Genomic DNA, 20,050 nt, shown 5'->3' on the forward strand with positions numbered 1-20,050 from the left:
TCGCCGGGCTGTCAAACCCGGTTACGCAAGCCCAGCTCGTCGGGATAGGGGCTCAGGTATTTCTGGCTGGCCAGGTAATCCACAGGCTCCCTACGTTGGGCCATTCGCAACAGCGTCATGGGGACAACCAGCGGTACCTCACCCCGATGATAGGCTTCGATCTGCTCGGTCAGCACCTTGCGCTCTTCCTGTTCCAGGGATTCTCTCAGAAAGCCCATCAGGTGCTGCATGGCGTTCACGTGTGAACCGCGGCTGACCCGCTTGGTCATGGCTTCCATGAACTGCTCCAGATACTGACTGGCGATGGCCTCTAACGTTTGCGATTTCAGATCGCCCAACAGGGGGCCGAGCTTGCGGTAAATGGCTTCGTTGTGAGCCAGAATCTGGAATTTATGGCGGGTGTGGAAATCGATCAGGGCCTTGGGCGACAGATTCTCACCGGCCACGTTCTGCATCCAGTCGTCATACGCGTACACCCGCTCGATGAAATTCTCGCGCAATTGGTCGTCGTTCAGGCGTCCTTCTTCTTCAACGGGCATCAGCGGATAGTGTTTCATCAGTGCTTCGGCGAACATTCCCTGGCCGTCACGCCGGACCACCCTGCCTTCTTCGTTATGCACTTTGATGCGCGCCATTCCGCAACTGGGCGATTTCGCCATCAGGATATACCCGCGCAGGTTCGCCAGTGAGGGCATTACGTCGTCGATGAAGCCCTGCATCGCCTCGGTGTGATCGCCGGTGCCTTTGGTTTCGATCAGTCGCATACCATCCGCATGCTCCCGCAGATGGATGGCTGGGCGTGGCACACCCAGGCCGGCTTCCAGTTCTGGACAGATCGAGCGAAACTCAAAATGCTTCGACAGCAGGTCAGTGCAAAAACGAGAACGTTTGTGGCCGCCATCGTGGCGAACTTCTTTGCCCAGCAGGCAGGTGCTGATTCCAACAGGTATGCCCGGCACTGTCTTTCTCCGCATTGAACGTCAGTGAAGTGGATCCGACTATAAAATACGTCCTAGCGGCCATTACCGATCAGGTCTTTCTTTCAGATGCCGCTCTCGCCAGCGTAAAAGCGTAGATTTCTCGAACGTCCCCGGCAAACTTCTCAACTGAGTAATCCGCTGCAAAGCTCAGGGCGTTGCTCGCCAGCCTCTGGCGCAGACTATCGTCTTCCAGCAATTGCTGAACCCGGTCGCACCATTGATCCTGTTTTTCCGGCGTTTTAAAACCATTGAAGTCCTGTCGGACCACATCGTCAATACCGCTGGAACGCACGGCAACCACGGGCAGGCCTGCGGCCATGGCCTCAAGAATAACCATGCCCTGGGTTTCGGATTTTGAGGCAAACAGGAAAGCATCTCCCAGGTGATACCAGGTGGCCATGTCCTCCGGTGGCACCGAGCCCACCAGCGTGAAATGATTCCCAAGGTCCAACTCATCGATGCGGTTTTGCAGTCTTTCGTGTTGATGGCCGTCACCGATCATCAGGAACCGGAAGGGGCGATCGGTACGCTTGCGGAGCGCATCAATGGCATCGATCATGAAGTCGATGTTTTTCTCATTCGACAGCCGCGACACGCTGACAAACACGGTTTCATCGGTCAGCTTCAGGGAGGCCCGCAGTGTCTCGATCTCGTCGTCAGAGACCTCCTGAAAGCGCTGATATTCGATGCCGGTTGGCTGAACAAACGTGGTGGACTTCACGCCAATCATGCGCAGGTATTCTTCGGTGGAATAGGTGGGCACGATCACCGCGTCACACTTGTTGGCGAACCGCCTGATCAACTCATGAGAGATCAGGTTCCGGAACAGGCTGCCCGGCAGCGGCACAAAATGCGCGTAGTGCTCCAGCCGGGTGTGGTAGGTGTAAATCACCGGCACTTTCAGCCAGCGGCCAATGAAAAGCCCCAGAGAGCCAAGCCAGAACGGGTGGTGCAGATGGATGACATCGGGCTGGAATATCTTTACGCGGGTCCGGATACGTTTCAGAAAGATATTGGCCAGGCGAAATTCCCGCTTTTCACCCATTGCCAGCAACGACGGTACTCTCAGCACGTTGTCTTCGTTTTTGGGTTGGTCCCGGTACCGCGGTGCGATAATCATCACCGAATCCTGCACGGCTTTCAGGCCCCGCCGAAGCCGTTCGATGGAAATCGGGACGCCGCCAATAAACGGCAGGTAGTTATTGGTAAACATGGCTATCCGCAGAGGGCGATTCAGCCAGGGCGTTGGATCCAGGTCGTAGTTCGGGTAGTAGTCCTTTTCAATGAAGACTGCGGTGTAAAGCTTGGTAGCAAGCAGGGCGAACACCGCCACCAGCAGTAAGAAATTCACATAGCCTACGTAGAACAGCGAGTAAATCAGGAACCACAGTGATTCCAGCGTGCTCAGTATTGCGTTGGGTCTTGCCGGAATGCGCTCCAGCGAATAGCTGACTGTGCCGTCGTCGGCGACATCCACCCTCACGTAGTGGTAGAAGCTGGTGTCGTCGTTCAGCACCAGGCCGCCCGCGCCGCCGGTGGTGATGTAGCGGGTATCGTCGAACTGCTGATTGGAGTACAGCGACAGGTTGGCAGAGAACACAGCCTGTATGTCGTGTTCGCTGGCCAGCGCCAGCAGGGCATTGCGAAACGCGAGGGGTTGAAGGTAATCGTCGGTCTGCTCCAGTGGCGCGTCTTCTGTTGGATGCAACAGCGGGTGGCCAGTGAACAGGAACGTGGGGCGCTCGTCCTGTTCGTTCAGCAGGTCTTTCAGCCAGCGAATTTGCCATTGCCAGGGCGTTTTGCCGGTACTGTCCAGGAATATCAGCCGGGCCTGGTCGGTGTAGACGCTGTAGAAGTGCGGGCCAAAATGCTCATAGAAGCGAAAGCTGCCGAAGTTCTCGTATTCGTTCTCGCCGAAGGTCAGCAGGTAGGGAATCTGCAAATTGCCCAGGGTGCCCTGAATGGCGCGATATTTGTCTTCTCCACCACCACTGACGGCATTCCCCGCCGAGACCATAAAGTCCAGATCCGAGGCATTGAGTTTGGGGACCAGTTGTTCTTCGAACACCCCGACCGAGTTGTTGATGTTGCCGACCACCGCAAAACTGAAACCGTCACCGCCAGACAGCTTGCTCTCGATGCGGTCAACCTGCTCGGCATGAATCGCCTGGAAGTCCGGCTGGAAAAAGTTCAGGTAAACCTTGTAGCCAATCAGCAACAGTATGATGGCCAGGTTGCCGTAGAACAGGAGTTTCAGGGAAGACGATTGCTTCATTGTGATTCCTTTCGGTTTCCAAGCAGCTCCCTCTGCAGAAGCACCAGCCCTATCAGCATGCCAAGGTAAATGGTGATGAAGCGCCAGGCAACCGTCACCAGGATCAGATGATTGGCGGTGAGGATGTCGCTGAAAAAGCTTCCGAACACCCCTTCAGAAATACCCGAAGCCCCGGGCGTGGGTGAGAAATACATAATAAAGGTGGTCACCACCAGCAGGCCGACGCTGATCAGGTAATCAAACTGGTAATCCAGTGCCCAGATCAGCAGGGCGGGGAAGCTGAACAAACTCATTAGGAACACAAAGGTAAACAGGATCGACAGGCCGACGTAGAGTCTCGGGCCTTTCAGGTAATCCCCAAAACTAACGGAAAACCGCAGCATTTCGCGCCGGGCCTTGAACTGCCAGCGGCGATGGCGGGCATCGCTCAGTAAATGCAGACGACGGAACAACCGCAGCAGCCTGGCCAACGGGCCGATCAGCCAGCGGGTTCGAAACAGAACAATGAGGAAGAACCCCAGGTAGAGCAGGATCAGTACCGCCAATACCGGCCCCAGATTACCCCCAAGCGATTCGCCCTTGAATGCATCCAGAGTCAGCAGGAACACCGGTGTCAGTGAGAAAATAAAGATCACCGCCAGTATTGTTCGAATGGTGGTGGCAGCCGTGGCACGGCCCAGTGGGACGCCATGATTGTGCAGATACCAGACCTGGGCAAACCCGCCGCCGGTGGCCATGGGCGTCACGTTGGAGAAAAACAGATTGATGAATACCAGTCGCGCCATCACCCGCAACGGCACTTTGTGATCCAGGGCCCGGAGCGTGAAATAGAGCCGTAGTCCATCGGCGCAAAAATACACCAGCAACAGCCCGACAATGGCCAGCAAAACGGCAGGGTCCAGCAAGCGGTCATCAAAGCTGACGCTGCGCCCGGCGAACTGGTCATAAACCGCATAAAGCCCCGCCGCGGTCATCGCGACGAAAATCAGCGCAAACAGGGCCAGTCGTTTGCCCGAAGCTCTCTTTCGATAGTCGTCCTGGTCGCTGTCGGGCGCGGTCATGAGCCGGCCAGTGCTTGTTGAATCAACGTTTTCTGGTGGTTGGCAAAGCCGGTGATCAGCTCTTCAGCCTCGTCGGCATCTCGCGAAAGAATGGCCTGGGTCAGGCGGGTGAAGAAGCTTGCGGTGCGGTCCAGGTCCTGACGGTAACGATCCGACCCCAGATAGTAGGCGCGGCTGACGGCAGGTTTAAAGTTACTGAGTGCTTCGGTCAGATAGGGGTTGCCCACCACCGCGCAGCAAACGTCCATGACACCAAAGCTGCTTTCGACCACCGCCGTGATGTTGGACTGGCGATTGTGCATCTGTTCGGTCACCTGCTGAACGGCGTCCAGCATCGCCGGCTTGTCTTCCTCGCTCCAACGCTCACACAGACGACGGGCCAGCATCATCAACAGGTGCATATACACATCGTAAAGCTCAGAGGCGTGAACGGCATCCAACCGGGTGGTCATCGCTCCCTTGCGGGGAATGATGTCAATCAGATGCCAGCGCTCCAGAGTATAGAGCGCTTCCTTCACAGAGGCCCGGCTTACCTGGAGCTCGTTGGCTGTGGTGGCCTCGTGCAGCCGCTCTCCGGGCTTGATCTGGCCGGTCATGATGCGCTCAGCCAGGTAATTGGCGATTTGTTCGGCCAGGGTGTTAGGGACCTGAAAATCCATAGAGGGTCTCGGATCTGTCTCAAAAGAGCAGTCTACCACAGCTCCAACAGATTGATTTATTGGTGTTTGAGCGGATTTCCGGCGTTGGTCCAGCTGCCTCGATTGTAAAAGTGTGATCAAAATTCCACCTTTTTTATTGACGACTGCAATATTGTCCTACAATATATCAATCATCAACAAACAAAACATGGGAAAGAGGGAAGCAACGTGAGTTCAAAACTGATGACCCTGAATACCGAATCAACGCGCCGGCGTATCTTGCTGACGCTGAAAAAATACAGCTATCTGATCGCGGTAGTGCCGCTGTTTCTGCCCCTGTTGATGCTGGAAGCGGGTAAAGCGACGGGTTGGCTGAACCTGTTTGCCTGGGGCGTGCCGATTTTTGTTTACGGCATCATTCCGGTGCTTGATCTGATTCTGGGAAAAGACGCGCTGAACCCGGATGAAGAAGTAGACACCCCCAGAATGAACTCTGAGCTGTTCTACAAAATCATCACGGTAGGTTGGGTGCCGGCGTTTGCCGTCATGCTGGTGTGGAGCATGTTTGTACTGGCGAACGAGCCTTTCTCATTGATCGGTAGCGTGGGCTGGGTAGTGTCCATTGGCATCATTGGTGGCCTGGCCATCAACGTGGCGCATGAGATGATCCACAAGGACGGCAAATTTGAGCCCATGGCCGGCGGATTTTTGCTGTCGCTGGTTTCCTATGCTGGTTTCAAGGTGGAGCACCTGCGCGGCCACCATGTGCATGTGTCGACGCCGGAAGACGCTTCTTCTTCGCGTTATAACCAGTCCCTTTACAATTTCCTGCCTCAGGCCTGGGCGCGCAATTTTATGAATGCCTGGCGCCTGGAAGCTCAGCGTCTTCATAAAAAAGGTCTGAGTGCCTTCCACTGGCGCAACGAACTGATCTGGTGGTACAGCCTGTCTGCGCTGGCGCTGATCGGCTTCACCGTCGCCTTTGGCTGGCTGGGTGCGGTGTTCTTCCTGGGGCAGAGCTTCATCGCGCTTAACATGCTGGAAGTGGTCAACTATCTGGAACACTACGGCCTGCACCGTCGCAAACTGGAAAACGGACGTTACGAGCGCACCGGCCCGGAACACAGCTGGAACTCCAACTACTTCCTGACCAATGTGTTCCTGTTCCACCTGCAGCGCCACAGCGACCATCACGCCTGGGCCAAGCGACGCTACCAGGTGCTGCGCCACCACGAAATCGCACCGCAATTGCCTGCTGGCTACGCGACCATGTTCCTGTTGGCCTTCTTTCCGCCCCTCTGGAAAAAAGTCATGAACCCGCGCGTTGAGGCTTATTACGAAGGGGAGAGCCATCAGCTTGGATAAGAATCATCAGCTTGGATAAGAGCCCTCAGCTTAGATAAGAGCCCTCAGCTGGGGTAAAAGCCAGTCACTTCCGGCCTCGCAGGTTTGTCTCTGACTGCGGGGCTTTTTCGTGCCCGTCCCCTCCTCCCTTGAAATTTGCCTTTATTGCACGCAGGTATATTCTTTGAACACTCCAACCAAACAGGGAGCTTTTCCATGCCCAAGCACTTCGAGCAAGCCCCCGGCCTATTTGAAGCGCCGGTTCCGGAAACCGAAGGCTATGTCTTTAACCAGACCATGATGCGCATCAAAGACCCAGAGCGCTCCATGGATTTTTACACCCGCGTGATGGGCATGCGCCTGGTCAGAAAGCTCGACTTCCCGGAAATGAAGTTCACCCTGTACTTTATGGCTTATCTGGATGATCGCCAGGCCAATACGGTTCCGTCAGATGACGCCCACCGCACCACCTTCACCTTCGCTCGTGAAGCCATGCTGGAACTCACGCACAACTGGGGAACGGAAGACGACGCGGATTTCAGCTACCACAATGGCAATGACCAGCCCCAGGGTTTCGGCCACATCGGTGTGGCAGTGCCTGACGTTTATGCGGCCTGTGAACGGTTCGAAGAGATGGGCGTGGACTTCGTGAAAAAGCCGGACGACGGCAAGATGAAAGGCCTGGCCTTTATCAAAGACCCGGACGGCTACTGGATCGAAATCCTGCAGCCGAACATGCTGGAAAAGCAGCGTAAAGACGACTAATCAGCGGTATCGGTTGATACCAGGCAGCTTCGGAGAAGCCGATCCAGTTCGTCCGCGTCCAGTGGCTGGTCGCAGATGATTTCCACTCGGCTCTCCGTCTGCGGCGGAATCGGCGTGGTGGTGACCATTCCGTTCAGCGCATTAACCGACTGCCAGCCTTCCGTGGTGTTCACAAAGCCTTTCAGGCGCTGCCACTGCGCGTCGTGGGCCATGTCGTCCAATCGTGTAAAGTCCAGGCGGGTTGTCGGTTCTATGCGCCAGCCGCAGGAAAAATAGCCTTCGCCCGCATTGCTTGCTTGTTGCCATCCGCACTCGTTTAAATCCTGCCAGCGCTTGGCGGGTGCCTCTTGATGCTGATGGCCGTGGGGATGTGGCGCAGTGTTGCCCCCGCGAGGTCGATCCAGCCACTCGATCGGAAAATCGCCCATCGTCGTCAGGTGGACCGAATCCTCGGATGGCTGATGGAGCAAACTCCAGTCCCTGAAAGCCTGGCATTCGTCTTCCGTGCAATTGTCAGATTTATTGCCCAATAACACATCGGCCACCGCTACCTGCGCCTGAAAATTCTCGTTATTGAGAACCTTGGGTTCCTGCAGCCGCTTGGGATCAATCAGGGTAAAACAGGCTTTGACGTCCAGCACGTCGCAATAAAACTGCGATTGCAGCGTCTCCAGAATCTTGTGCGGATGACCCAGCCCGGTGGGCTCAATCAGTAGTCTGTCCGGTCGCGCCTGTTTGATCAGCATATTCAGGCCCATCTGCATGGGCAGCCCAGCCACGCAGCACATACAGCCACCGGGAACCTCCTTGATCATCGCGCCTTGCCCATCGAGCAACTGGCCATCAATGCCCACCTCCCCAAACTCGTTCACCAGCACCGCCCAGGTTTCGTCGGCCGGTTTTTTGGCCAGCAGGGTTTTAATCGCGGTGGTTTTGCCGCTGCCGAGAAAGCCAAAGATCAGATTGGTCGGGATGGGGTGGTTCACAAAGGCCTCGCGTCTATCGTTATCGGGCGCTGCTGCGGGAGGCCACAATGACGGCTGCCGTCAGAATCATTGCCCCGGCTACCCCGATCCAACCGAGGATTTCACCCAGAAATACCCAGGCCAGCAGAGCCACAAACAGTGGTTCCAGCGTCACTATAATGCTGGATAAGGTGGCCGGCGTGGTTTTCATGCCGGCGAAAAAGCTCAGATAACCGATGCAGGTAGGCACCACGCCGATGTAAACCACCATCAGCCATTGGCCGGGATTCAGGCTTGCCATGCCGTCGAAACCACCAATCAACCATACCACGGGCAACAGCACCAGGGCTGCCGTCAGAAAACAGATAAACGCGGTGGTAAACACCGGGGCGCCGGTGGAGGAATAGCGGCTGGTCAGGGTGAAACCGGCGTACACGAAGGCCGCCAGAACCGCCATCAGAATCCCGCCCAGGCGCAGGGTGCCTGCGCTGTCCATGTCGCTGACCACCAGCATGGCAGTACCGGCAATGGCAGCGATCAGCGCGATGATGGTGGTCAGATTGGGTTTTTCACCCAGCAGCGGGGCCGCCATGATTGCCACCAGCACCGGTGCCAGGCACAGGGCAATCAGGGTGGCAATGCCGGCGCCGGTCAGGTCCACCGCCAGCAGGTAGCTGCCCTGGTAAAAGGCCTGGAAAACGCCAAGCGCCAGAAGCGGCAGCAGGGCTTTCCCGGACAACCGGGCGCCAGGACGGTTTTCGGCGCGTGCCACGCGATACTCGGCGGCCTGCTCCCTCACCATCAACGCAAAGAAAAACGGCAGGGCCACCACCAGACGCAGGAAGCCCAGGGAAATGGCCTGCAGGTCAGATCCCTCAAACAGAAACTTTGCGACGATGCCGGTCGTGGCCCAGAGCAGAGCCGCCAGGGCAATTAGTAGGGCGCCTTGAATCATTCGATAACCAGCACGATGAGTTCTTTCGGGCCGTGTACGCCGTAGGCCAGGGTCTGCTCGATGTCCGCCGTTTTAGAGGGGCCAGACACCAGCAACGCATTGGTGGGCATGCCGTTGCGCCAGTTTTGCTTCTGCATCGCCTCATGAAAGGTGCTGTAAAGCTCGCTGGCATAGAGCACGGCCACGTGAATCGGTGGCACCAGGCTCATCAGGCGGGGTTCGTCACTGGAGGGCCAGAGAATCAGTGTGCCGGTCTCGGCAATACCGCCACGGGTAGAGGTAATGCCCACATCGACAGTACTGAACAGCTCTTCCTGCCATTGCTCAATGGCCTTGTCGTAGACCCGTACTTCGGGGAAGTCGTCACGGGCGGCCGCAGCCTGAGTGACACGATGGCCGACTTCGGTGCCGTTGGACGCCAGCAGGCTCTGGACGCCGCGCGCAGCCATCAGCTCGATCAGTTTTTCGATCCAGTCCATCTCTGTGGTGCGATGAACCTCGGCATGCACAGACTCTATGGTTTTCTGAAACAGGCCCAGTTTCTCGGCGGTCGACCAGTCCGGGCGCTTCAGCACAGAGAAATCACAGGCCGGTGCCCTCAGTTCACCGCCGGACCGGTTGCGCAATCGTTGCAGAATGGTGTCACGGGAACTCACGTGTTGCGCTCCTTCATCCGCTGATGGAGGGTTTTCGGGGCCAGTTTCGGCGCCGTTCGGTATTTGGTCCAGGCACCCAGGTTGCCCGGCTGCAACTTGTGGAATTTCGCCGCCATGCCGGTGCCCATGCGGTAAAGGCCGGGTTTCGCGTGCATAAAGCTCCAGCCTTTCCACACCATCGCTTCCAGCGAGTTTCGCTTGGCTCCGTGGCCGCGAACTTTAGCCGGGTGCAGCTTGTCGCCGTCCACCGATTCCTGCCGCAGACGTACCAGCAGGTCCGGAATCGGGATTTTCACCGGGCAGACTTCTCCACAGGCACCACACAGGCTGGAGGCCGAGGGCAAATGCCGGCCTTCGTCCAAACCAATCAGGTGGGGCATCAGAATTTTGCCAATCGGCCCGGGGTAAGTGGTGCCGTAGGTGTGCCCGCCCACGCGGGTATACACCGGGCAATGGTTCATGCAGGCGCCGCAGCGAATGCACTTCAGCGTGTCCAGCAGTTCGTCGTCCTGAAAGATGGACGACCGGCCGTTGTCCACAAGCACCACGTGCACTTCTTCCGGCCCATCCAGCTCGTCGGGCTTTCGGGGCCCGGAAATCATGTTGAAGTAGGTGGTGATGTGCTGGCCAGTGGCGGACCGGGTCAACAACGCCAACAAGCCGGTGACGTCTTCCAGATTGGGCACCACTTTTTCGATGCCGGTCACTGCAATATGGCAGGGCGGCACGGTGGTGGTCATGCGGCCATTGCCTTCGTTCTCGACCAGGCACAGGGTGCCGGTTTCAGCCACCGCGAAATTCACACCCGACACCCCCACATCTGCGTTGCGAAATTTTTCACGCAGTTGCAAACGGGCGCTGGCGGTCAGGTATTCCACATCGTGGGATAGATCCGTGCCGGTTTTGTCGTGCAGCAGCTGCGAAATTTCATCGGTGTTTTTGTGGATCGCCGGCATGATGATGTGCGATGGCGTCTCTTCGGCCAGCTGAACAATGTACTCGCCCAGGTCTGACTCTAGCGCATCGATACCATGCTCCTGCAGGTAATGGTTCAGCTCCATTTCCTCAGAGACCATGGACTTGCCTTTGATAACGCTCTTGGCGTCGCGGGCCACGCAGATGTCGCGGACGATTTTGCACGCCTCGTCGGCGTCCACCGCCCAGTGCACCTTGATGCCATTTTCCGTGAGTTTGGCTTCCAGTTGTTCCAGCAGGTCCGGCAGGTTGGCCAGGGCTCGCATGCGGATGTTGCTGCCCAGATCGCGGAGCGTTTCCAGGTCCCAGCCTTCAAACGCGGATTTTCGCTTGGTCATCAACCCGTCCATCGCCTTGCGGAAGTTCTGGCGAATTTTGGGGTTGTGAATGGCGGCCTGAGCCCGGGGATGAAACTCTTTTACATCAATATGGTGGGCGGAAGCGTGGGCATGGTCGCTCATGTTATGCCTCCCCGTTGCCGTCGTTCGTGCGTTGCCACAGAAAGCTCAGAATGTGCTGGCCCTTCATGGGTTGCTGGTTTTTCTCGGCGTAGCCATCGATGTTCATCAGGCAGCCGCAGTCGGTGGTCACGAATTCCCTGGCACCGGTATTCACCAGGGTATCGACCTTTTCGCTGACCATGGCGCTGGAGATTTCCGGGTGACGCACGGCGAACGTGCCGCCGAACCCGCAGCATTCTTCTGCCCGCACCTGTTCAACCAGTTCAACGTTGTCCAGCTGGCCCAACAAAGCCGGGCCCACCGTGGCCACGCCCATTTCCCGCCGTGCGGAGCAGGACGTGTGCATGGCCACGGTGGCTGGCTTACCCAGGTCTTTCAGCTTAATATGGCAAACGTTTAGTAGAAAATCCGTCAGTTCCCACACTCGGCCGGCCACTTCGGCGGCACGCACGTCGTCGGGGGTATCTTTGAACAAATCCGGGTAGTGCTTTCGCATCATGCCGCCGCAGGAACCGGAGGGCACCACAATGGGCCAGTCCTCGGGGAACAGATTCAGTTGCGATCGTGCCACTGCCCGGGCCTGATCGTGGTAGCCGGATGTGTAGGCGGGCTGGCCACAGCAGGTCTGGTCTTCCGGGAAGATTACCTCGATGCCTTCACGCTCCAGCAGCTGAATGCCCGCCATGCCCGCATCCGGGTAAAACAGGTCAATCAGGCACGTGCCGTAGAAATAGACTTTGGACGGTTTTGGGGGGTAAACCTTGATCGGATCCGCCATTGCGCTGCCATTCAGATTATCGGAATTAGTGGAAGCAATGGGGCAATAATAGGGTGGTGACGGCCTGCTTGCCAGCCGACTTTAGGTGCAGAACATCCATGAGGGAGCAGGGCGCTCCCACAGATTACAGCAATCGTTGCAACAAGAGTGACAACGGCTGTTTATTCAACCGACAGGCGGTCTGCGTTCTTCTGAATGGTTTTTGCGCCAATGCCCTTAACCTTTGACAGGTCCTCGGAAGTCGCAAACGGACCGTTCTCGGTGCGGTAGGCGACAATCGCCTTGGCTTTGGTTTCGCCAACGCCGTTCAGGCTGGCAAGGGTTTCAACGGTGGCGGTGTTGATGTTGATTACCGCAGGTTCGGCGTGGCTGAAGCCGGACAGCAGGCTGAATACCAGCAGCAAGACGGCAATAAGCGGGGCACGATTCATAGAGGAAGCTCCAAAAGTTAACAAGGTCAAAACACGGTTGATGATCGTGTCAGGCTTGAAAAGCGCGGAGCTGGTCTGGTCAGTCTGAAAAGCGCGGTGGAGGGGCGGGGAGTGCACGGAGCCCGGAGCACATTCCATGTGAACCAAAGCCCGTGGCTGACCCCTTGCCTGATCCTTCAGGCTACGGCACATCCTGTGCGTATCGTCCCTGTCGTTCTTCCCTGGGCTCTAATTCCCTGAGCCTTCCTCCAAATCCCTGGAGGTATCTTCCCTGAGCCAGCATTCCTTGCTGACTGCTCATCCCTGACAATTGCCATTCTACGTTCACCCAAAATTACAGAAATCGGACATACGCTCCCAGGTTTGTGAGACATCTCTTACGACTCTGTAATCATTGTGGAAGCCAGAAAATGAACCGCAATTCAGTGTTTTGCGCCCCTTTCAGGCGCGCGATGGCACCAGAAAGGAGCGCTTTGACAATCGGCGTGCACTGCGCAAGTGCAATTCATCGAAAAACAAGGGCGCCCGCACTGAAATAAGGCAGTAAGTGTGTGTAACTGATGTTGTAGAGGCTACATAAGGCACTGAAAAGTAAATAATAAATTGGCCTTTGGAACGTCTGATGCAGTGCCTGCAACGCGCAACCAAAACCGCGACAACCAAATGGTATTTGGCACTCACAAAAAAGGACGCACACGATGACGATCAAGAAACACGTGAAACTTGGACTCTCTGCCCTCGCTCTCTCTATCTCACTGAACTCCGTTGCAGCTGAAGACCCGATCAAGGTCGGTATTCTTCACTCGCTGTCCGGCACCATGGCTATTAGTGAAACCGTTCTGAAAGACACCGTTGAAATGCTGATCGAAAAGCAGAACGCCGAAGGCGGTGTGCTGGGTCGTGAGCTGGAAGCGGTTGTGGTCGATCCGGCTTCTGACTGGCCGCTGTTTGCCGAGAAAGCGCGCGAGCTGCTGGCAAAAGAAAAAGTGGACGTTATTTTCGGTAACTGGACGTCCGTATCCCGTAAGTCGGTTCTGCCGGTGATTGAAGAGCTGAACGGCCTGCTGTTCTATCCGGTTCAGTACGAAGGTGAAGAATCGTCTGAAAACGTTTTCTACACCGGTGCAGCGCCCAATACCCAGGCGATCCCTGCGGTTAACTATCTGATGAACAACATCGGCGTAGAGCGTTGGGTTCTGGCTGGTACTGACTACGTCTACCCGCGTACGACCAACAAGATCCTTGAGACCTACCTGATGGATCAGGGCGTTGCCAAGGAAGACATCATGATCAACTACACGCCGTTCGGTCACTCTGACTGGCAGAACATCGTGTCTGACATCAAGAGCTTCGGTTCTGCTGGCAAGAAGACCGCCGTGGTGTCCACCATCAACGGCGATGCCAACGTACCTTTCTATCGTGAACTCGGTAACCAGGGCATCTCAGCCTCTGATATCCCAGTTGTTGCTTTCTCTGTCGGTGAGCAGGAACTGTCTGGTATCGACACTGGCCCGCTGGTAGGTCACCTGGCCGCGTGGAACTACTTCATGAGCGTGGACAACGACGCCAACTACGACTTCATCGACCAGTGGATTGAATACACCGGCGACGAAGAAGCCGTGACCAACGACCCGATGGAAGCGCACTACATTGGCTTCAACATGTGGGTAGAAGCGGTCAAGAAAGCCGGAACCACAGAAGTCGATGCGGTTAAGGATGCCATCATCGGCGTTAGCGTTCCGAACCTGACTGGCGGCTACTCGTCCATGATGCCGAACCACCACATCACCAAGCCGGTGCTGATCGGTGAGATTCAGGACAATGGCCAGTTCTCGGTTGTTTGGGAAACTTCTGGCCTGGTTGCCGGTGATGCGTGGTCTGACTACCTGCCGGGTTCGCGGGACATGATCGCTGACTGGCGCAAGCCGCTGTTCTGCGGAACGTTCAACGTCAAAACCGGCAAGTGTGGTGCGTCTGCCGGTGAGATGGCTGCTGAAGACGCGGAATAAGCAATACGCGTAGCAGTAAGACTGTAACCCGTCATGGTCGGCAGCAGGGAATGCGCTGCCGGCCATGGCGGCCCCGCAACAAGTTTCAACCGACAGGACATCAACATGGGCATCTTCCGATTGCTCACGCTACTGTTGTTTGCTCTGGCAATGCCCATCGTTGCCAATGCACAGAGCGAAGACCGGAGTGAAGATCCCGGCCAGGATCTGCTGGTCAATCTGGCTGACGCACCCGCCAGCAAAGTTGAAGACGCGATCCAGACCATCGTGAAAAGCGGCGACGAACGCGCCCGCGGTTGGCTGGAAGCCTACGGAAACAACCGCCTTAGCCGGGTTAAAGACACCGGCCAAGTTGTGATCGTACTGAACAACCGGGGACGGGATTGGGAAATTGCCGATCCGCTGACCGGAGAGAACATGGGTGAAATGTCCCGACGTGATCTGGACAGAGTCGCCATCAACAACCGAATTCGTGGCCAGCTGGAAGGCATCCTTGCCATGTTGGACCTCAACGCCGCCGACCCCGATGTGCGCGAAGCCTCCGCACAGGACATGATGGGGAAGGTGGATGCCTCTTTAGTTGCCCCTCTCGAAGCCCAGCTTGAAGCCGAAGAAAACGCCGCCGTTCGTGACCGTATTCAGGCCGCGTTGGCGATTTATCGCGTCGGTGAGGGCGATGTCGAGGCTGTCGACGTGCTGGCCGGTAGCCTGCACCCACGCGCCCGCGCCGCTTTGAACGAAGCCGTGCGCGGCGGTGATCCTGCCATGGTGACCGCTGCCAAGAACGCGTTGGCCTCCATCGAACAAAAACTGAAACTCAACAGCGCCGCCGAAACCCTGTATTTCGGGTTGTCGCTCGGCTCGGTGCTGGTGCTGGCCGCCATCGGCCTGGCCATCACCTTTGGCGTGATGGGCGTGATCAACATGGCCCACGGCGAGCTGATCATGTTAGGTGCCTACACCACCTGGGGCATGCAGCAATTGCTGCCGGGCCAGCCGGGCCTGGCGCTGATGCTGTCCATTCCCGCCGGGTTCCTGGTATCCGCCACTGCGGGCATCATCATTGAACGCAGCGTGATTCAATTCCTGAAAGGTCGCCCGCTGGAAACCTTGCTGGCCACCTTCGGCATCAGCCTGATTCTTCAGCAGCTGGTGCGTACCGTGATTTCCCCGCAAAACCGTACCGTGGTGACGCCGGACTGGATGAGTGGCTCGGTGGTCATCAACGACGCCCTGTCGCTCACGCTCAACCGCCTGTACGTACTCGCGTTCGCGATGATCGTGTTCTTCGCGCTGATGATGATCATGCGCAAGACCCGCCTGGGCCTGGAAGTACGGGCCGTCACCCAGAACCGCGCCATGGCAAGGTCCATGGGCATCCGCGCCACGCGGGTAGACATCATGACCTTCGCGCTGGGTTCCGGCGTGGCCGGTCTGGCAGGTGTGGCGCTGTCCCAGCTGACCAACGTGGGGCCGAACCTGGGCCAGAACTACATCATCGATTCGTTCATGGTGGTGGTGTTCGGCGGCGTCGGAAACCTGTGGGGCACGCTGATTGCGGGCCTGTCACTCGGCACCATCAACCAGTTGCTGGAGCCCTGGGCGGGCGCGGTGCTGGCGAAGATCATCGTGCTGGTGTTCATCATCCTGTTCATTCAAAAACGGCCGAAGGGGCTCTTCCCCCAGAAAGGCCGGGCAGCGGAGGGTTAAGGTATGTGGTTAACTCGTCCCCTGCGTGAACGTTCTACCCAGCTGTTTCTGGGCATCCTGTTTGCGGCGCTGGCGGTGGTCACGCTGCTGCACGTGACCATGCCGCAGAACAGTGCGCTGTACGTCAGTTCCTACACCGTCACCTTGATGGGTAAATACCTGTGCTACGCGCTGCTGGCGGTGGCCGTGGACCTGGTATGGGGCTATCTGGGCATCCTGAGCCTGGGTCACGGCGCCTTCTTTGCCCTTGGCGGTTACGCCATGGGCATGTACCTGATGCGCCAGATCGGCGACCGGGGCGTGTATGGCGACCCCATCCTGCCGGACTTCATGGTGTTCCTGAACTGGCAGGAACTGCCCTGGTTCTGGCACGGCTTCGACATGGCCTGGTTCGCGTTCATCATGGTGATGCTGGCCCCAGGCCTGCTGGCGTTGGTGTTTGGCTTCCTGGCCTTCCGTTCGCGGGTGACCGGGGTGTACCTGTCGATCATCACCCAGGCCCTGACCTTTGCGTTGATGCTGGCCTTCTTCCGCAACGAAATGGGTTTTGGCGGCAACAACGGCCTGACCGATTTCAAGGACATTCTCGGCTTCAACCTGCGTACCGACGCCACCCGGCTGGGGCTGTTCATTGCCTCCGGCATTGCGTTGGCGATTGGCTATCTGGTGTGTCGGGGCATTGTCACCAGCAAGCTGGGCCGCGTGAGCATCGCCTGCCGCGACGCGGAAGCCCGTGCCCGCTTCCTGGGGTACCGCGTGGACCGTGTGCAACTGTTCGTATTTGTGGTCTCCGCGATGATCGCCGGCGTGGCCGGGGCGCTGTATGTGCCCCAGGTGGGCATCATCAACCCCAGCGAATTCTCGCCGCTTTTCTCCATCGAAATCGTGGTGTGGGTGGCCCTGGGCGGTCGCGCCACGCTCTACGGCGCGGTGATCGGCGCCATTCTGGTGAACTACGCCAAAACCGTGTTCACCGGCGTGATGCCAGACGCCTGGCTGTTCGCCCTGGGCGGCCTGTTCGTGCTGGTTACCGTGTTCCTGCCGAAGGGCATTGCAGGCCTGCTGGCCAAACGCAAGAAAGCCAAACCAGACGATTCAGACAGTGGCACTCCCGATGGCACCGCCACTGACAAACCGAGCGGACAGGAGGCGACGGCATGAGTTTTTTTGAAGAAATGGCCGATCGCGAGCACGTCTTCCATTTCCTGACGCCGCAAGCGTCCCCGGTGGACGTTCGCCACGGCCCGATCCTGTATCTGGAAGACGTGAACGTCAGCTTTGACGGCTTCAAAGCCATCAACAACCTGAACCTGACCATCGACGACGGCGAACTGCGCTGCATCATCGGCCCCAACGGGGCCGGCAAAACCACCATGATGGACATTATCACCGGCAAAACCGCGCCCGATACCGGGTCGGTCTGGTTTGGTACCCGTCATAACCTGCTCACCAAGAACGAGCCGGAAATCGCCAGCCTGGGCATCGGCCGCAAGTTCCAGAAGCCCACGGTGTTTGAAGCCCTCACGGTGTTCGAAAACCTGGAACTGGCCATGGCCACCGACAAGCGGGTCATCCCGACCTTGCGGGCCAAGATGCGCGCCGAATTCCGCGAGCGCATCGAAGAAGTGCTGGTCACCATCGGCCTGAAAGATCACCGCGACTTACTGGCAGGCATTCTCTCCCACGGCCAGAAACAGTGGCTGGAAATCGGCATGCTTCTAATGCAGAAGCCGCGTCTGCTGCTGGTGGACGAGCCGGTAGCGGGCATGACCGAACAGGAAATGGAACGCACCGCCGAACTGCTCACCAGCCTTGCAGGCAAGCAGTCCGTGGTGGTGGTCGAGCACGACATGGGCTTCGTGCGCTCCATCGCCCGCAAAGTCACCGTGCTACATCAGGGCAGCGTGCTGGCGGAAGGCAGCATGGATCAGGTCTCCAACGACCCGGAAGTGATCAAGGTCTATCTCGGGGAGGAGGCGTGATGCTGAAGATCGAAAAGCTCAACCAGTTCTACGGCGAAAGCCACACCCTCTGGGATCTGGAGCTGAACGTGCCCCAGGGGCAGTGCACTTGCGTGATGGGCCGTAACGGCGTGGGCAAGACCACCCTGATGAAATGCGTGATGGGCGAGGAAACCGTCAAAAGCGGCCGCATCGAATTCGCCGGCGACGTGGAACTGACCCAGAAAAAGGTCGAGGACCGCAGCCGCCTGGGCATCGGCTACGTGCCCCAGGGCCGGCAGATTTTCCCGCTGCTGACCGTGGAAGAAAACCTGCGCGTGGGCCTGGCGGTGCGAAAGGACGGCAGCAAGAAAATCCCGGACCGGGTGTACGAGCTGTTCCCGGTGCTGAAAGAAATGAAAAACCGCCGCGGCGGCGACCTCTCTGGCGGCCAGCAACAGCAACTGGCCATTGGCCGCGCTCTGGTGATCGAACCGCGCCTGCTGATTCTGGACGAGCCGGGGGAGGGCATTCAGCCCAACATCGTCGCCCAGATCGGCGAGGTCATCCGCAAGCTGATCGAAGAAGACGGCCTGACGGTGCTCCTTGTAGAGCAGAAGCTGCCGTTCGCCCGCAAATACGCCGACAACTTCGCCATCATGGACCGGGGCCGACAGGTAGCCGGTGGCCAGATCAGCGAATTGTCTGACGAACTCATCAAGAAGCACCTGACCGTATGACTGTTTTCGAGCGCCTGCCCACGCCCCCTCTGCCGAAAGAGGACTCCGGCCACCGTTTTGACGCGGACCGTCGCTGGGCGGCGTCGATACAGCTGGGTTTCGAGGCGCGCGAAGAACAAACGAAGCAGATCACCCGCATGACCCGCATCAGCCACAAAGGCCCGCTGCGGGTTCAGCGCCCGTTCTATCCGGAAGGCAAAACCGGCTGCTGCCACGTGTACCTGCTGCACCCGCCGGGCGGGTTAGTTAGTGGTGACTCACTGGGCATCGACGTCTCTGTGGGCGCTGGCGCCCACTCCCTGCTGACCACACCGGCCGCCGCCAAGCTCTACAAAGCCGACCGCAACGGCGTCGCCTGGGGCCAGCACACGTCACTGAACGTGGCCAAAGACGGCGTACTCGAATACCTGCCCCAGGAAACCCTGGCTTTCAACGGTTCCCGTGGCGAACAGACCACCACCATCGAACTGGAAAGCGGCGCCAAGTGCATCGGCTGGGAAGTCCTTGCGCTGGGCCGCCCGGTGGGCGATCTGCCGTTCGTCACCGGCCACCTGGAGCAACGCTTCAGCCTGAGCCTGGACGGCAAACCCCTGTGGCTGGAACGCCAGATCCTCGATCCCACGCACCCACGTTTTCAGGGCAAATGGGGGCAGGGCGGCGCGACCGTTCAGGCGACCTTATGGGTGGTCGGTCTGGAAGACGAGGCCGGCGCTATCGAAGCCATTCGTGAGCAGCTACCCGAATCAAAAAACTGGGCCGTCACCCGCAGACGCGGTGTGGTCCTGTTGCGCTATTTAGGAAATGAAAGAAACGAAGCCTGGAAAACTTGCCAGAGCGCCTGGGAAATCCTGAGGCCCCTGTTAACGGGGCATTCAGCAGTCGTGCCCCGAATCTGGCTGACCTAAGCAGGCTTACTCATAGGTTGAACAAGGCAGGAGGGAAGGAGTGTCCGGGATCGTCAAAAACATGGATGTTTTTGTCGAGCGTACAGGGACGTATTCACAGCGTATCCCGGACACTCCTTCCCTCCTGCCGACGAACTCCAGTCTAGGAGGAGAACAACAATGGAATTGACGCCAAGAGACAAAGACAAACTGCTGCTGTTCACCGCAGCACTGCTGGCCGAACGCCGCAAGGCCAAGGGCCTGAAGTTGAATTACCCGGAAGCCGTCGCCCTCATCAGCGCCGAGATCATGGAAGGCGCCCGTGAAGGTCGCAGCGTGGCGGAAATGATGACCGCCGGCACCGAAATCCTCACCCGTGACGACGTCATGGAAGGCGTGGCTGAAATGGTCGATGAAGTACAGGTCGAAGCCACCTTCCCGGACGGCACCAAACTCGTCACCGTCCATAACCCGATTGTGTAA

The 20,050-nt window shown here is 57.9% G+C and carries 19 protein-coding genes; 9 read left to right on the forward strand and 10 right to left on the reverse strand.

All coding sequences use genetic code 11. The features are described 5' to 3' along the window. Positions 1 to 11: 11 nt before the first annotated feature. From QLQ17_RS04895 to QLQ17_RS04910, 4 genes are all read right to left on the reverse strand, one after another. Positions 12 to 959 (reverse strand): YbgA family protein, encoded by a 948-nt coding sequence (locus tag QLQ17_RS04895; protein WP_283208418.1) that lies wholly within the window; start codon positions 957 to 959, stop codon positions 12 to 14. 70 nt (positions 960 to 1,029) lie between these two features. Then, a complete protein-coding gene (locus QLQ17_RS04900; RefSeq protein ID WP_283208419.1) occupies positions 1,030 to 3,255 on the reverse strand; it encodes a glycosyltransferase in 2,226 nt (741 codons plus the stop codon). Beyond that, complete coding sequence (locus QLQ17_RS04905; RefSeq protein WP_283208420.1) at positions 3,252 to 4,316, reverse strand: lysylphosphatidylglycerol synthase transmembrane domain-containing protein; 1,065 nt, start codon at positions 4,314 to 4,316, stop codon at positions 3,252 to 3,254. The genes QLQ17_RS04900 and QLQ17_RS04905 overlap by 4 nt, the downstream gene beginning before the upstream one ends. Continuing rightward, entirely contained in the window at positions 4,313 to 4,975 is a 663-nt protein-coding gene (locus QLQ17_RS04910; protein ID WP_283208421.1) for a GntR family transcriptional regulator, read from the reverse strand. Before QLQ17_RS04910 ends, QLQ17_RS04905 begins: the two co-directional genes overlap by 4 nt. A 222-nt stretch (positions 4,976 to 5,197) precedes the next feature. On the opposite strand from QLQ17_RS04910, the gene QLQ17_RS04915 reads away from it, so the two are divergent. Continuing rightward, the gene (locus QLQ17_RS04915) at positions 5,198 to 6,319 is read left to right on the forward strand and encodes an alkane 1-monooxygenase (protein WP_283209048.1); all 1,122 of its coding nucleotides are present in this window, start codon (positions 5,198 to 5,200) and stop codon (positions 6,317 to 6,319) included. A 195-nt stretch (positions 6,320 to 6,514) separates the two neighbouring features. Beyond that, positions 6,515 to 7,063, forward strand: a complete 549-nt coding sequence (gloA, locus tag QLQ17_RS04920) for a lactoylglutathione lyase (protein ID WP_283208422.1) — start codon at positions 6,515 to 6,517, stop codon at positions 7,061 to 7,063. Here the strand turns inward: gloA and QLQ17_RS04925 are convergent. From QLQ17_RS04925 to QLQ17_RS04950, 6 genes are all read right to left on the reverse strand, one after another. Continuing rightward, positions 7,060 to 8,049, reverse strand: a complete 990-nt coding sequence (locus tag QLQ17_RS04925; protein ID WP_283208423.1) for a CobW family GTP-binding protein — start codon at positions 8,047 to 8,049, stop codon at positions 7,060 to 7,062. The two genes, gloA and QLQ17_RS04925, sit on opposite strands and share 4 nt — an antisense overlap. A 19-nt stretch (positions 8,050 to 8,068) precedes the next feature. Beyond that, positions 8,069 to 8,983, reverse strand: coding sequence for a DMT family transporter (locus QLQ17_RS04930; protein WP_283208424.1), 915 nt, complete (start codon positions 8,981 to 8,983; stop codon positions 8,069 to 8,071). After that, entirely contained in the window at positions 8,980 to 9,639 is a 660-nt protein-coding gene (locus QLQ17_RS04935; RefSeq protein WP_283208425.1) for a LutC/YkgG family protein, read from the reverse strand. Before QLQ17_RS04935 ends, QLQ17_RS04930 begins: the two co-directional genes overlap by 4 nt. Continuing rightward, entirely contained in the window at positions 9,636 to 11,075 is a 1,440-nt protein-coding gene (locus tag QLQ17_RS04940; RefSeq protein ID WP_283208426.1) for a LutB/LldF family L-lactate oxidation iron-sulfur protein, read from the reverse strand. The genes QLQ17_RS04935 and QLQ17_RS04940 overlap by 4 nt, the downstream gene beginning before the upstream one ends. 1 nt (position 11,076) lies before the next feature. After that, entirely contained in the window at positions 11,077 to 11,853 is a 777-nt protein-coding gene (locus QLQ17_RS04945; RefSeq protein WP_283208427.1) for a (Fe-S)-binding protein, read from the reverse strand. Positions 11,854 to 12,014: 161 nt separating this feature from the next. Beyond that, positions 12,015 to 12,284, reverse strand: a complete 270-nt coding sequence (locus QLQ17_RS04950; RefSeq protein ID WP_283208428.1) for a ComEA family DNA-binding protein — start codon at positions 12,282 to 12,284, stop codon at positions 12,015 to 12,017. Positions 12,285 to 12,982: 698 nt separating this feature from the next. Here QLQ17_RS04950 and urtA point away from each other — a divergent pair. The 7 genes from urtA to ureA all read left to right on the forward strand — a co-directional run bounded on the left by urtA (position 12,983) and on the right by ureA (position 20,050). After that, positions 12,983 to 14,293: an urea ABC transporter substrate-binding protein gene (gene urtA / locus QLQ17_RS04955; RefSeq protein WP_283208429.1), complete on the forward strand. Its 1,311-nt coding sequence runs from the start codon at positions 12,983 to 12,985 to the stop codon at positions 14,291 to 14,293. 105 nt (positions 14,294 to 14,398) lie between these two features. Then, a complete protein-coding gene (gene urtB / locus QLQ17_RS04960) occupies positions 14,399 to 16,003 on the forward strand; it encodes an urea ABC transporter permease subunit UrtB (RefSeq protein WP_283208430.1) in 1,605 nt (534 codons plus the stop codon). 3 nt (positions 16,004 to 16,006) lie between these two features. Further along, complete coding sequence (gene urtC / locus QLQ17_RS04965) at positions 16,007 to 17,164, forward strand: urea ABC transporter permease subunit UrtC (RefSeq protein ID WP_283208431.1); 1,158 nt, start codon at positions 16,007 to 16,009, stop codon at positions 17,162 to 17,164. Positions 17,165 to 17,178: 14 nt separating this feature from the next. Further along, complete coding sequence (gene urtD, locus QLQ17_RS04970; RefSeq protein ID WP_502867365.1) at positions 17,179 to 17,985, forward strand: urea ABC transporter ATP-binding protein UrtD; 807 nt, start codon at positions 17,179 to 17,181, stop codon at positions 17,983 to 17,985. Further along, a complete protein-coding gene (gene urtE / locus QLQ17_RS04975; RefSeq protein ID WP_283208433.1) occupies positions 17,985 to 18,683 on the forward strand; it encodes an urea ABC transporter ATP-binding subunit UrtE in 699 nt (232 codons plus the stop codon). The genes urtD and urtE overlap by 1 nt, the downstream gene beginning before the upstream one ends. Further along, positions 18,680 to 19,588, forward strand: a complete 909-nt coding sequence (locus QLQ17_RS04980; RefSeq protein ID WP_283208434.1) for an urease accessory protein UreD — start codon at positions 18,680 to 18,682, stop codon at positions 19,586 to 19,588. Before urtE ends, QLQ17_RS04980 begins: the two co-directional genes overlap by 4 nt. 159 nt (positions 19,589 to 19,747) lie before the next feature. Next, entirely contained in the window at positions 19,748 to 20,050 is a 303-nt protein-coding gene (gene ureA / locus QLQ17_RS04985; RefSeq protein WP_283208435.1) for an urease subunit gamma, read from the forward strand.

The sequence above is a fragment of the Marinobacter sp. CHS3-4 genome (genome assembly GCF_030053415.1).
Taxonomy (GTDB): domain Bacteria; phylum Pseudomonadota; class Gammaproteobacteria; order Pseudomonadales; family Oleiphilaceae; genus Marinobacter.